This window comes from Kosakonia sacchari SP1 (genome assembly GCF_000300455.3).
Taxonomy (GTDB): Bacteria; Pseudomonadota; Gammaproteobacteria; order Enterobacterales; family Enterobacteriaceae; genus Kosakonia; species Kosakonia sacchari.
The window spans coordinates 1871036-1884194 of the sequence record NZ_CP007215.2; the positions used below are offsets into that span (position 1 = coordinate 1871036).

At 53.4% G+C, this 13159-nt stretch carries 11 protein-coding genes; 5 read left to right on the forward strand and 6 right to left on the reverse strand.

Annotated elements, in window-relative coordinates; translation table 11 throughout:
* Window positions 1–14: 14 nt before the first annotated feature.
* Both yedF and yedE read right to left on the reverse strand, forming a co-directional pair.
* Complete coding sequence (yedF, locus tag C813_RS31890) at window positions 15–245, reverse strand: sulfurtransferase-like selenium metabolism protein YedF (protein WP_017458363.1); 231 nt, start codon at window positions 243–245, stop codon at window positions 15–17.
* Entirely contained in the window at window positions 242–1450 is a 1209-nt protein-coding gene (gene yedE, locus C813_RS31895) for a selenium metabolism membrane protein YedE/FdhT (protein ID WP_017458362.1), read from the reverse strand. The genes yedF and yedE overlap by 4 nt, the downstream gene beginning before the upstream one ends.
* A 193-nt stretch (window positions 1451–1643) precedes the next feature.
* On the opposite strand from yedE, the gene yedD reads away from it, so the two are divergent.
* On the forward strand, window positions 1644–2054 hold the full coding sequence (gene yedD, locus C813_RS31900) for a lipoprotein YedD (protein ID WP_017458361.1): 411 nt from the start codon (window positions 1644–1646) through the stop codon (window positions 2052–2054).
* A gap of 36 nt (window positions 2055–2090) precedes the next feature.
* On the opposite strand, the gene amyA is transcribed toward yedD, so the two are convergent.
* The 4 genes from amyA to fliD form a co-directional block, all read right to left on the reverse strand.
* Window positions 2091–3578, reverse strand: coding sequence for an alpha-amylase (gene amyA / locus C813_RS31905; RefSeq protein ID WP_017458360.1), 1488 nt, complete (start codon window positions 3576–3578; stop codon window positions 2091–2093).
* Window positions 3579–3752: 174 nt separating this feature from the next.
* Window positions 3753–4112 (reverse strand): flagella biosynthesis regulatory protein FliT, encoded by a 360-nt coding sequence (gene fliT, locus C813_RS31910; RefSeq protein WP_017458359.1) that lies wholly within the window; start codon window positions 4110–4112, stop codon window positions 3753–3755.
* Window positions 4112–4522 (reverse strand): flagellar export chaperone FliS, encoded by a 411-nt coding sequence (gene fliS / locus C813_RS31915; protein ID WP_017458358.1) that lies wholly within the window; start codon window positions 4520–4522, stop codon window positions 4112–4114. Before fliS ends, fliT begins: the two co-directional genes overlap by 1 nt.
* Before the next feature lie 23 nt (window positions 4523–4545).
* Entirely contained in the window at window positions 4546–5964 is a 1419-nt protein-coding gene (gene fliD, locus C813_RS31920) for a flagellar filament capping protein FliD (protein ID WP_017458357.1), read from the reverse strand.
* Window positions 5965–6204: 240 nt separating this feature from the next.
* Between fliD and C813_RS31925 the strand changes: the two genes are divergently transcribed.
* The 4 genes from C813_RS31925 (at window position 6205) to C813_RS31940 (ending at window position 13133) form a co-directional block, all read left to right on the forward strand.
* Window positions 6205–7110 (forward strand): flagellin N-terminal helical domain-containing protein, encoded by a 906-nt coding sequence (locus C813_RS31925; RefSeq protein WP_017458356.1) that lies wholly within the window; start codon window positions 6205–6207, stop codon window positions 7108–7110.
* Between the two features lie 183 nt (window positions 7111–7293).
* Entirely contained in the window at window positions 7294–8199 is a 906-nt protein-coding gene (locus C813_RS31930; RefSeq protein WP_017458355.1) for a flagellin N-terminal helical domain-containing protein, read from the forward strand.
* A 198-nt stretch (window positions 8200–8397) separates the two neighbouring features.
* Window positions 8398–9303, forward strand: coding sequence for a flagellin N-terminal helical domain-containing protein (locus tag C813_RS31935; protein ID WP_017458354.1), 906 nt, complete (start codon window positions 8398–8400; stop codon window positions 9301–9303).
* Between the two features lie 182 nt (window positions 9304–9485).
* Window positions 9486–13133 (forward strand): glycosyltransferase, encoded by a 3648-nt coding sequence (locus C813_RS31940; RefSeq protein ID WP_017458353.1) that lies wholly within the window; start codon window positions 9486–9488, stop codon window positions 13131–13133.
* Window positions 13134–13159: the final 26 nt, after the last annotated feature.

Genomic DNA, 13159 nt, shown 5'->3' on the forward strand with positions numbered 1-13159 from the left:
GTACAGGTAAAACCTTATTTTTGTATCAAATAGCGGATCGTCGGCCCATCTTGCTGAATATCCAGCACGGTATAGCCGTGATTACGCGCATCCAGAGGAATATTGTTAATGGATTGCGGGCAGTCACTTACCACTTCCAGAATCTCGCCTTTTTTTAACTGCGGCAGCGCTTCAAGTGTGGCAACAGCCGGGTAAGGGCAGGGCTCACCGCTCATATCAAGACGGTAATCAGGCACAATGTTCATGCGGTCTCCTTAACGGTAGTCGTGGTGTTAGCTCGGCGGAAGAAGCGTTTTTCCCAGCCGACGACAAACAAGAAAGCGGCCAGCAACAAAAGATAAGTGACCAGCAGTCCACCCAGCGGGCCGAAGGTTTTCAACAGGTTGATTTTGTCCCAACTGGTGGCCAGCGCAGGGGATAAATCATCCCAGTACCAGGCGAGGATCGTTGAGCCAATCACGTTACCAAGCCCAACCCACCAGTAGTGTACCTGGCCTTCCACCGCGCGGTACATCCAGCCGGTTTCACAACCGCCGGCAAGTACAATGCCAAAGCCGAACAGCAACCCGCCGATCACGGCATTCGGACCCGCCCACATAATTTTGGCTTCCATGCCCAACTGGACATAGCTAAAGATGCCGATAGCGCTGGCCGCCATACCGAAAATAATCGCTTTCGCCATCATCGTGCGCCCGGTGATCCACATATCGCGGAAGGCCGAGGTAAAACAGATTTGCGCACGTTCGATAAGTAGACCAAAACCCACACCAAACAGCATTGCCAGGCCTAATTTTGGCTGGTTCATTGCCGTCAGCAACGCCCAGGCCACCATGCCGAAGAACACCAGCATGCCGATGCGAAAACGGCGTTTTGCCTGCTCGGGTTTTTGCGTCAGCGGCGAGGCGGCTGAGACTTTTTGCATTTTAACCGGGATGCGAAACAGTGGCAGCAGCGTGAAGCGTGCGCCAAACCACGAGCCAATGGCGGTGGCAATGGCAAAAAACCATGCGTGTAACGAGAACTGTGGAATACCGGTAAAGAAGGCGGCGAGGTTACAACCCATCGCCAGACGCGCGCCAAAACCGGCAATCATCCCGCCGATAATCGCCTGCATGATGCGGATACGGCTGTGTGGTAAACGCAGTTTAACGTTGTTCGCCCACAGCGCGGCGGCGAAACACCCGCCGAACATGCCGATGATCATCATGCCGTCAATACGGGTGAGCGGCGTGCCGTCAAGGTGGATCAACTTGAAGTAGCCCCACTCTTCGGTATGCACACCCGCCAGTTGCAATAACTGACCGCCCCAGCGGGTAAATTCGCCGGTGACCGCCCAGAACGTGCCGGTGATACCAAAATAGTAAGTGGAGAGGATGCCCGCAGCGATAACCGCCGGGACGGGAGACCAGAACTTAATCAGAAAGCGGTCTTTGAACTGTTGCCATGACATAGAAATGAGCCTCTGAACTCAGAAGGAACGGGTAATGCAAAAGAACCCCGGATAATACACGGGCGAGATGACAAGCTAACGTAAAAAAGGCGAAAAACCTGGTACAGATCAAACTTGCAGGCGGTGGGGGAAAGGGTGGCGATGATAATGCTTTAATGCCACAATATTTTTTTCTTCGCGAGCAGGATAAATAATGAAAAAGCGAGTGATTATTGGCGCGGCGATGCTGCTAAGCGGCTGCGTCCAGGTGGATAATTACGATGCGGTGGTGAAACAGCCCGCACCGGCAGGACTGGCGGGTTACTGGCAGTCATCCGGACCGCAAAGCAGCCTGGTGAGCCCGGAAGCCATCGCCAGCCTTATCGTGACAAAAGAAGGGGATACGCTCGATTGCCGCCAGTGGCAGCGCGTGATTGCCGTTCCTGGCAAACTGATGCGTAATGGCGACAAGCTGTATAACGTGACGCAAAAACGTGACATTTACCGTCTTGAGCGCGAAGGCAACGCGCTGGAGTTTGATGGTCTGACATTGCAACGCGTCGATAAACCCACGGTTGAATGCCAGGATGCTTTAACAAAAGTCGGGCTGAAAATTACGCACTAAATGGCACGCCGGGCCTGCATGCTGCCCGGCGTATTTTTATAGCGCATCCTCAATAACCCACACGCTGACGCTACCCCCCTGGCAGGTGAATGTACCCTTACCGTATTCATCGGTGGTGGTGGTTTCCTCGCGGTGGCCAAGAAAATCCCGCCACACTTTATTGGCGTAATTCTCCCCCAGCATCAACTGCTTTTCTCCCTCGTCGCCATTGGACATCACCACCACGCAACCCGGCTCACATTCGGTGCCGCTGCGGCTAAAGGCAATGCAGTTAGGGTGATCAAACCACAGCGTTTGCACGCCGTGGGCGAAACGCTGGCGAGCGAGGATTAGCCGATCGAGATTTTCAATAATCGGCATATCGACGTGGTAGGTTTCGCCATCGCCGCCGGTATCGTCGTAGCTTGCGCCAAACAGATCCGGGTAAAAGACTGACGGCACGCCATTTTCACGCAGCAGGATCAGTGCATAGGCCAGCGGTTTAAACCAGGCTTCCACCGGCGCTTCCAGGGCTTGCAGGGGTTGCGTGTCGTGGTTGGCAACCAGCGTTACGGCGTGAAACGGATCGGCTTCAACCAGTGTTCCGTCGAAGATCTGACGCATATCGTAATTGCGTCCCTGTTGCGAGGCTTCGTGAAATTTCATATGCAGCGGCGCGTCAAAGAGCATCGTTTTACCCTCAACCTGGCCGATATACTGCTGCAATTTTTCCACTTCATGGGACCAGTATTCCGCGACGATAAACAGCGGCCTAGGCGCGACTTCCTGCACATGCTCGATCCACTCCTTATAGAACCAGGCCGGAATGTGTTTTACTGCGTCCAGACGAAAACCGTCGCAGTGGGTTTGCTCCATAACCCAGCGCGCCCAGTATTTGATCTCTTCCGTCACCGCATGGTTACGAAAATCGATATTGGCCCCCATCAGGTAGTCGAAATTACCCAACTCGTCGTCAACCTGGTCGTTCCAGCCATCACCGGTATAGTCGTTAACGATTTTAAAAACGCCGTATTCGGCCGGGTTTTCGATATGATCGACGCCGCTGAAGCATTTGTAATCCCAGATAAATCGTGAATATTTCCCGGCGCGGGCAGGGAAGGTAAAGCGCGTCCAGGCTTCACATGCAACAACCTCGTCGTCAATTTGCGTGCGATCCTGTTGATTGACCCGGTTCACGCGTACTGCTTCTTTTTCATCGGCACCCATTTTGTGGTTCACCACCACATCAAGTAACACGGCGATATCGTTCGCCTGCAGGGCGTCTATGGCAGCGAGCAGTTGCGCTTTATCGCCATATTTAGTGGCGACGCTGCCTTTCTGATCAAATTCACCTAAATCGAATAAATCGTAGCTGTCATAACCTACCGATTGGCCACCTGCGGCACCTTTGTACGCCGGTGGAAGCCAGACCATATTGATCCCCATGTCATTGAGCGCACCTGCGCGCGCGCGAAGTTCCGGCCAGAGTGCGCCGCCATCAGGGGAGTACCAGTGAAACGTTTGCAACAGGGTGGGGTTTTTCATCTTCCGTGCTCCAGAATGAGACGCTGGAAGTATGGCTGAGATTTCAGAAACGACGAACCGCTACGTACATATCGGCGGGGTAATCTGTGTTGGGAGATAAGAACGGGAAGAGGGGGAAAGGCGAAAACCGTAGCGGGTGATGGACTGTTCCTGCATCACCCGCCGGGCATGAGATCAGATCTCATTGGGGAATAAAATGTTTCCAGAGAGACGTCCATATGTCGAATGCAGGTTATGTTGTCGGGATGTCTGTCCAACCAATGTCCGCAGCTCGTCCATTCGCTGGCTTAACAGTTCTTTGAGGGAAACTTCATTGTCCAGAATTTGCTGTAGCAGCGGGCGAATTTGCGCCTGCATTTGAGGCGCGACTTCACTAATGTCCTGGAACTGTGTCAGTTTCTCTACAGCGGTAATGTATTTCAACTCGTGCTCAATGAGTTCGTCCCAACGCCCTTCCTTCGCGAGGTTAAGCATGGTGCGGCTGGTGACCAACAGCAGCTGATAGTGGTGGAGCAACCCGAAATTTGCTTCCATTAGTAAGTGTCCCGCGCGTTTTGATTATTGGGGCCAATCTCTTTCCAGGCATCAGCAATGTTGTTGAGCAACGTTGAAACTTCATCAATGGCGGAGAGGTCATTGTGGAGATTAGCCTGTAAAAGACGTCGTGTCATATAGTCATAAAGACTGTCCAGGTTTGCGGCGATCTCGCCACCGACTTCATGGTCGAGACCGGCACGCAAACCGTTGGTAATGATATTTATAGCCTTTGAAAGCGCCTGTCCTTTACCGGGAATATCTCCCTGCTCAATCAGGATCGCAGCCCTTTTCATGGCGCTTAACGCGCCATCAAAAAGCAGTACTACAAGCTGATGCGGGCTGGCGCTCAGGACGGCGCTTTCCACGCCGACCTGAGCATAAGCCTGAGTTCCCGATTTCGTATACATTTCAAACCTCAACGAATACTGTATTAGTTGGTCTTGTTAAATTGCTGGGTCAAATAGTTACCGGTTGACTCCAGTGATGACACCAGCGTACTTAAACTTGTAAATTGTGCTTTATAACGAGCCATGGTTGCCGTTATCTGATCGCTAACCCGGTCATACTGATCAGACAGTTTTTTCAGCGTCTTGTTAATCCCATCGGTTGCATTCTGCACGGTGCCATCAGAACCCAGGAAGTCATCCAGCAGATTGCTGGCCTGTGTCGCAAAACCTGTGGTTTTGCCATCACCGGTCAGGAAAGAGATCACGTCAGTCGATTTTTCCGTCAGCGCTTTGTCAAGCTTGGTGCTGTCGACGGTCAGTTTGCCGGAGACATCCTGAGTAATACCCAACTGCGACAGAATGTTATAGCTGCCACTGTTGCTCTGCGAAGAGGAGAGCAGCGAGCGCAAACGCGTCTGAATGTTACGCAGCGTACCGTCACCCAGCAGATCGCCGTTAGAGTTATCCTGAGACGTACTGCCCTGATCCACTTTCGTGTATTTCGTCTGGTTGGCAATGGTCGTTTGCAGTGAGTTATAAGCATCAACAAACGCCTGCACCGCCGCAGTCATTGGCGCATTATCTTTGGTTACCGCCAGCGTTTCCGGGCTGCCGATATTGGTTTTGTTCAGCGTCAGCGTGACGCCTTCCGGCGCATCGGTGATGGTGTTACTGCTACGCGTGATCGCCACGCCGTTGATCTTCAGGTTGGCGTCAGCGGCGGCAACCTGCTGCGTCATGGTATTGCTGGCGCTGCCGGCATTGCTTGAATCATAACTAACGTACTTGGCTAATTCGGTATCGTTAGTGGTGATCGTCATCTGGTTGGTGGTACCGCTATCGCGTGAGGTCAGCGCCAGATAATAGCTGCTGTCATCGGCTTTAATGATACTGGCGGTCACACTTCCTGCTTTCGCGTTGATCGCATCACGGATATCCGCCAGGCTGGTCTTATCGCTTGCCAGCGTAACGGTCAGCGGATCTTTTTGGCCCGGTTGGGTGATCGTAATGGTACGCGAGCTCAGGCTGCTATCGCCTAAGTCCGTATCTTTACTTGCCGCTTTCGGGCTGAGCAGCGACTGCGCTGCTGCCAGCGACGTCACTTCAATAGAATATGATCCCGCCGTTGCACTGGTCGCCAGGGAGGCGGTAAACGCCGTGTTGGTGCTGGACACTTTGGCCGATGCAATTTTTGAGGTGTCTTTCAGCGCGTTGGCCGCTGTTTGCAGTTTGGTCAGCGACGTCTGAACGATACCCCAGGCAGTGAGTTTTGCTTTATACGATGTCTGCTGAGTGGTAATTGGCGTCAGCCTTGTCTCTTCGGCCGTCTGCAGCTGGCTATACAGCGTACTGAGCGACGAACTTAAGCTGGTGCCTGCTCCGATAGAACTAATAGTTGCCATTTCTTTATCCTTCAGTTTTAGACAATCACTGTGGGGATTATCGGCAGCGACTGCGAAAAGATTAGAGGGTTTTTTTTAAAACAATGGCGAAATAAAGATAAAGAATAGCGGGCAGTTTGCGGCTTTAAAAAAATGATCTTTTTTTCTAAAGGTTGCTCAGAGGCGGTCGATAATCAGGGTGACGGTGAGAAAACCGTAGGCAGATGCCTGAATCTGATAACTTTTTTAAGGAATTACATCATGGCTGTTATTAATACTAACACCCTGTCTCTGATGACTCAGAACAACCTGACTAAATCTCAGTCTTCTCTGGGTACGTCTATTGAGCGCCTGTCTTCTGGTCTGCGTATTAACAGCGCTAAAGATGACGCTGCTGGCCAGGCAATTGCTAACCGCTTTACTTCTAACATCAACGGCCTGACCGTTGCTGCACGTAACGCGAACGATGGTATCTCTCTGGCGCAGACCGCTGAAGGTGCGCTGAGCGAAATCAACAACAACTTGCAGCGTATCCGTGACCTGACCGTTCAGGCACAGAACAGCTCTAACTCTGCATCTGACATTGACTCCATTCAGGCTGAAGTTAACCAGCGTATGGAAGAAGTGAACCGCGTAACCACCCAGACCGACTTCAACGGCATCAAAGTGCTGAACACTGGTTCCGGCACCAGCAGCTACAACTTCCAGGTTGGCGCGAAAGACGGCGAGCAGATCTCCATCAGCCTGACCTCTTCTGATTCTTACAACCTGTACAACGCTACCGGTGCAACTTCCCAGACTTCCGGCCAGACCATCAACGGTACTGCACGTTCTACCGCTGCTGAAGGCTTCGACGTTCTGAGCGGTACGGTAAACAGCGGCGGCACCACCAACGGTAACCCGCTGGCAGATATCGATGCGGCAATCAAAGCGGTTGACACTCAGCGCAGCCTGCTGGGTGCGTCCCAGAACCGTTTCGAATCCACCATCACCAACCTGAACAACACGGTGAACAACCTGTCTTCCGCACGCAGCCGTATTCAGGATTCTGACTACGCGACTGAAGTGTCGAACATGTCCCGCGCGCAGATCCTGCAGCAGGCTGGTTCTTCCGTACTGGCTCAGGCCAACCAGGTTCCGCAGACCATGCTGTCCCTGCTGCGTTAATCGCAAATTATCTCGTATCAGAAAGCGCCGCTTGTCGGCGCTTTTTTATTTCTTTGAAAAATAAGCCGAATAAAAATAAAAAAATCCCTAAAGAGTTCGTTAACCCCGTCGATAACAATTAGGACGGTGATGAAGCCGCTGGCGCATACCGGAATATAAATTACTCAATGAAGGATAATAATCATGGCTGTTATTAATACTAACACCCTGTCGCTGATGACCCAGAACAACCTGACTAAATCTCAGTCTTCTCTGGGCACCTCGATCGAGCGCCTCTCTTCCGGTCTGCGTATCAACAGCGCTAAAGACGACGCTGCAGGCCAGGCAATTGCTAACCGTTTTACTTCTAACATCAACGGCCTGACCGTTGCTGCACGTAACGCGAACGACGGTATCTCTCTGGCGCAGACCGCTGAAGGCGCGCTGGGCGAAATCAACAACAACTTGCAGCGTATCCGTGACCTGACCGTTCAGGCGCAGAACAGCTCTAACTCCGCGTCTGACATCGACTCCATCCAGGCTGAAGTTAACCAGCGTATGGAAGAAGTTAACCGCGTGACCACCCAGACCGACTTCAACGGCATCAAAGTGCTGAACACCGGTTCTGGCTCCAGCAGCTACAACTTCCAGGTTGGCGCGAAAGACGGCGAAACTATCTCCATCAGCCTGAGCTCTTCCAACGCTTACAACCTGTTTAACGCTACCGGTGCAACTTCCCAGACTTCCGGCCAGACCATCAACGGTACTGCACGTTCTACCGCTGCTGAAGGCTTCGACGTTCTGAGCGGTACGGTAAGCAGCGGCGGCGCTACCGACGGTAACCCGCTGGCAGATATCGATGCGGCAATCAAAGCGGTTGACTCCCAGCGCAGCCTGCTGGGTGCGTCCCAGAACCGTTTCGAATCCACCATCACCAACCTGAACAACACCGTGAACAACCTGTCTTCCGCACGCAGCCGTATTCAGGATTCTGATTACGCGACTGAAGTGTCGAACATGTCCCGCGCGCAGATCCTGCAGCAGGCTGGTTCTTCCGTACTGGCTCAGGCCAACCAGGTTCCGCAGACCATGCTGTCCCTGCTGCGTTAATCGCAAATTATGTAGTACCAGAAAGCGCCGCTTGTCGGCGCTTTTTTATTTTGTGATTTGCGCATATTTTCGACGAAAATTGCTTAAAAAATAGAAAAACTACTAAAGAGTTCTGGGATGTCGTCGATAACAATTATGACGGTGATGAAGCCGCTGGCCCATACCGGAATATAAATTTCTCACTGAAGGATAATTATCATGGCTGTTATTAATACTAACACCCTGTCACTGATGACCCAGAACAACCTGACTAAATCTCAGTCTTCTCTGGGCACCTCGATCGAGCGTCTCTCTTCCGGTCTGCGTATCAACAGTGCAAAAGATGATGCGGCTGGCCAGGCAATTGCTAACCGTTTTACTTCTAACATCAACGGTCTGACCGTTGCTGCACGTAACGCGAACGACGGTATCTCTCTGGCGCAGACCGCTGAAGGCGCGCTGGGCGAAATCAACAACAACTTGCAGCGTATCCGTGACCTGACCGTTCAGGCGCAGAACAGCTCTAACTCCGCGTCTGACATCGACTCCATCCAGGCTGAAGTTAACCAGCGTATGGAAGAAGTGAACCGCGTGACCACCCAGACCGACTTCAACGGCATCAAAGTGCTGAACACCGGTTCCGGCACCAGCAGCTACAACTTCCAGGTTGGCGCGAAAGACGGCGAGCAGATCTCCATCAGCCTGACCTCTTCCAACGCTTACAACCTGTTTAACGCTACCGGTGCCACTTCCCAGACTTCCGGCCAGACCATCAACGGTACTGCACGTTCTACCGCTGCTGAAGGCTTCGACGTTCTGAGCGGTACAGTGAACAGCGGCGGCACCACCGACGGTAACCCGCTGGCAGATATCGATGCGGCTATCAAAGCGGTTGACTCCCAGCGCAGCCTGCTGGGTGCATCCCAGAACCGTTTCGAATCCACCATCACCAACCTGAACAACACCGTGAACAACCTGTCTTCCGCACGCAGCCGTATTCAGGATTCTGACTACGCGACTGAAGTGTCGAACATGTCCCGCGCGCAGATCCTGCAGCAGGCTGGTTCTTCCGTACTGGCTCAGGCCAACCAGGTTCCGCAGACCATGCTGTCCCTGCTGCGTTAATTCGCAACCGCTTAAAAAGGCATCTTCGGATGCCTTTTTTTATCTGCAATCGCCAGATATGACACCTTTTCTGTTAGCTGTTTTGCCTCTCGATCTTTCTTTCGTCCTCCAGAATATTGCATAACGACAGGAACGCCTTTTGCTATCACCCGATGGCTTGCGCGGTGATATGAGGATGAAAGATGCAAAGCATACTAATCAGCGTTGATCAATTTGACGCGTTTACCCCCCATACCTCTGAACTTATCGATATCGCAGACGCCTTGCTGGCCAAAGGCTGGCGCGTGGATGTCATTAGCTCAACCGCCGGGCAGAAATTAACGAATGAAATAGCACGCCTGAGCGCGACAGGGCGTTTTACTGTCATCACCGAAAAGCAGGGGGCGCTGGAAACCTACTACAACGCCATCTGGATCTATCGCGGTTTCTTTAGCGAAAAGTTACTTGATGCTATAGAAGCCGGGAAACTCGACGGTGCGATGATTTTCCGCCATTTCAGCGATTACAACGATCTCTACTTGCCGTGGGGCGTGGCGCTGGAAAACCAGTTTGCCGCGCTGACGCTGGATCTCTCCGCGCGCACGTCAGCCATCTTGCTACAGACCGGTGTGGAGAGCGCACAGCTCAAACATTTACCGTGGTCAGTACCGGCCAGCTTTGGCGCATTTACCCGCACGCGCGACGCGCAAACCTTGTCTCGCGTTCTTTATATAGCGGGCAAAATGTCGGCGGAAATGTATGAAGTTCAACAGCAGGCGAGGGAGGCGGGCATCCAGATCGAGTGGTTCGATCTGAGCCAGCAGCTACAACGCCTCGAACCAGCCTGGCTGGAACAGTATGACGTGATCATCGGTAATGACGAAAGCGTGGCGAAAGCGCTGACGCTTGGGATCCCGCTGTTCCTGGTTAACGAAGGTTACGTTGAAGGTTATCTGAATGCCGATAACCTGGCGCGTCATGAAGCCGATCATTTCTGCGCGGTGACGCTACACAACTGCCCGGATGCCAATGAATGGGTGGAACTGCTGCAAAGCGGTTATGCCAGCGCGCGCGAGTGGGCGCTGGCGCAGCGTGCGACGTTTGTCAGTAAATGGACGCTGGATACCGCGCTGGAGGCGATTTTTACATTGCCGCTGGTGGAAAAATCCCGCCAGTTGGACAACAAATCACGTTATACGCTGAATTTCCACAGTAAAGCGGTGCTGGCGCAGCAGCAGACCAGCGAGTACTCCTTCAGCCGCTGGCTGGAGGATCGCCAGATTAGCGATGCGCGACGCCAAGCGCTGCTCTCTTTCGCCAGCGCAAACCCGGATAAAGCCAGTATTGGTGTGATTATCCTTGGCGATAACGACCTCAGCGCGCAGACCAGACGCTCTGTGGAAAGCCAGTCGCTGGCTGCCGCCAGTATTGATGTCATTGCCGATGATAACGCCTGGCCTGCGGCAGTAAATGCGCTGCTAAGTACGCGGAATGCCGACGCGCTGTTACTGATTCCTGCCGGTTTTACGCTGCGAGACGATGCGTTGTTGCGCTTTGCCGAACAACGGATGCAGCAACAAAATGCCTGGCTGTTTTACTGCGATGAAATGACGCGCGCGGAAAACGGCGAACCGATCCTGACGCTGCGCCCTGATGTCAATATTGACCTGCTGCGCGGCGTGCCGTATGTCGGCCGCGTTCTGCTTTTTTCGCGCGATATTGCCCGCCAGCTCGGTGGCCTGAACAGCCAATACCCGTTTGCTTCGATGATCGATCTGCTATGGCGTTTTGTTGAAGGACAGGGAACACCGGCGCTGGGCCGCGTTGCCGAAGTGCTGGTGGAAAACCCGGAAGCGGCGTCGTGCTGGAGCGAAAACACGGCGATGGTGGCCGAATGCGAACAGATTTTACTGGCGCACCTGCAACGGCTTGGCATTCAGGCCTCGCTGGAAGAGGGATTAGCGGCGAACATTAAACGCCTGCGCTACCACTGGGACGCAAAGCCGCTGGTGTCGATCATTATTCCCACCCGCGATCGCGTCGCGCTGCTCAAACGCTGTATTGAAAGTTTAATGGAGAAGACGCGTTATCAGCACTATGAGCTGTTGATTGTTGATAACCAGTCGGTGGAAGAGGATGCCTGCCGTTTTCTCGATGATCTGGCGGCACTGGGCATCGATCAGGTGCGTATTTTGCGCTACGACGCGCCGTTTAACTTTGCCGAAATCAACAACGCTGCGGCGCAACAGGCGCGCGGTGAGGTGCTGGTGTTCCTCAATAATGATTGTGAAATTATTGATGGCGGCTGGCTTGATGCCTTGCTGGAGCAGACGTTACGCCCGGAAGTGGGGCTAGTTGGCGCGCGTCTGGAGTATCAGGATGGCCGTATTCAGCACGGCGGCTTTTTGCTCGGCGTGCAGCATGGTGTGGAGGTGGCGTTTGACAGTGCCGATAGTGAAAGCAACGGCTTCCAGCACTATCTGAAAACGCCGCGTAACCTGGCGGCGGTAAGCGCTTCCTGCATGATGGTGCGCAAAGAGGTCTTTTTTGCCCTCAACGGTTTTAATCAGGAAACCTATCCGCTCTATTTCGCCGATGTCGATCTTGGGTTACGCGCGCAGCAGCAGGGGTATCTCAATGTCTGGACACCGTATGCCCGTGTGAAACATATGGGCGGTGCCACTCGTTTACTGGGCGATAAGTTCCATGTACAGGAGCGCCCGTTACTAACGGATTTTGCCACGCTGCGTAATGAGTGGCGGCAAGGTCTGCTCGCAGAACCGTCATACCACCCGTTAATGCAAAAAGCGGGGCAGGCGTTCACGCTCAGCGCGAGCCTGGCGCGCTTGCATCAGCCGTTGCCGGGACGCCCGCTGCCGGTGGTGCTGGCGCACCATGTTAACTGGGTCGGCGGTGGGCACCACCGGGTGATGCAACCCTTCAAAGCGCTGGAGCGCCATTTAATGATTGAAGGTGGCCTGACCAACTCCATTCCTGGTGTGATGGAAGCCGCGCAGCAGCAGCCGGATGTCATTTTGCTGGAGCTGATTACCGGCAGCCGTTTCCCACAGATTATTCAGCAGTTACGCAGCACCAGTAATGCCAAAATCGTGCTCGAATATGATGACTACCTGCTCAATGTGCCGATCAAAAATGGCTCCCGTCAGCACTTCCCGCAGCAAATGGTGAAGAACTTTCGCAAAGTTGTCGACAGCGCCGACTGGCTGGTGGTCTCCACCGCGCCGCTGGCGGACGCCTACAGCCGTTTCCACAGCGACATCCGCATTGCGCAAAACCGCCTTGCGCCCAACCAGTGGGAACATCTGTGTAGCGAACGTGGCACGGGCAAAAAAGTGCGTGTTGGTTGGGCTGGCGGCAGTTCTCATACCGGCGATCTGGAGATCTTATTGCCGCTGATTAAAGAACTGGAAGGGAAGGTTGAATGGGTCTTTATGGGCATGAAGCCGCGCAATGTCCGCTGTGAATTCCACCCCGGCGTGCCGTTTGAAATGTACCCGGAAAAACTGGCCAGCCTCAATCTCGACCTCGCGCTGGTGCCGCTGGAAATTAATCAATTCAACGAATGTAAGAGCAACCTGCGTCTGCTGGAGATCGGCACCTGCGGTGTGCCGATCATCGCCACCGACATTGTGCCTTACCGTTGCGATCTGCCGGTTACGCTGGTGGAAAACCGCTTCAAAGACTGGATGAACGCGGTTCAGGCCTATATCAATGATGCCGATTTACGTCATCGCCAGGGCGATGCGCTGCGTGAAGCGGTGCTGAATAACTGGTATTTGCGCGGCGCAGGTTTGGATGACTGGCAGCAGGGCTGGTTACCGAAAGCATAATTTTCTCTGCCAGGCCGGCGGGCCTG

What these genes read in the sequence shown, in the direction of transcription:
- yedF (WP_017458363.1), bottom strand. Translation starts at nt 245, where the DNA reads ATGAACATTGTGCCTGATTACCGTCTTGATATGAGCGGTGAGCCCTGC.
- yedE (WP_017458362.1), bottom strand. Translation starts at nt 1,450, where the DNA reads ATGTCATGGCAACAGTTCAAAGACCGCTTTCTGATTAAGTTCTGGTCT.
- yedD (WP_017458361.1), top strand. Translation starts at nt 1,644, where the DNA reads ATGAAAAAGCGAGTGATTATTGGCGCGGCGATGCTGCTAAGCGGCTGC.
- amyA (WP_017458360.1), bottom strand. Translation starts at nt 3,578, where the DNA reads ATGAAAAACCCCACCCTGTTGCAAACGTTTCACTGGTACTCCCCTGAT.
- fliT (WP_017458359.1), bottom strand. Translation starts at nt 4,112, where the DNA reads ATGGAAGCAAATTTCGGGTTGCTCCACCACTATCAGCTGCTGTTGGTC.
- fliS (WP_017458358.1), bottom strand. Translation starts at nt 4,522, where the DNA reads ATGTATACGAAATCGGGAACTCAGGCTTATGCTCAGGTCGGCGTGGAA.
- fliD (WP_017458357.1), bottom strand. Translation starts at nt 5,964, where the DNA reads ATGGCAACTATTAGTTCTATCGGAGCAGGCACCAGCTTAAGTTCGTCG.
- C813_RS31925 (WP_017458356.1), top strand. Translation starts at nt 6,205, where the DNA reads ATGGCTGTTATTAATACTAACACCCTGTCTCTGATGACTCAGAACAAC.
- C813_RS31930 (WP_017458355.1), top strand. Translation starts at nt 7,294, where the DNA reads ATGGCTGTTATTAATACTAACACCCTGTCGCTGATGACCCAGAACAAC.
- C813_RS31935 (WP_017458354.1), top strand. Translation starts at nt 8,398, where the DNA reads ATGGCTGTTATTAATACTAACACCCTGTCACTGATGACCCAGAACAAC.
- C813_RS31940 (WP_017458353.1), top strand. Translation starts at nt 9,486, where the DNA reads ATGCAAAGCATACTAATCAGCGTTGATCAATTTGACGCGTTTACCCCC.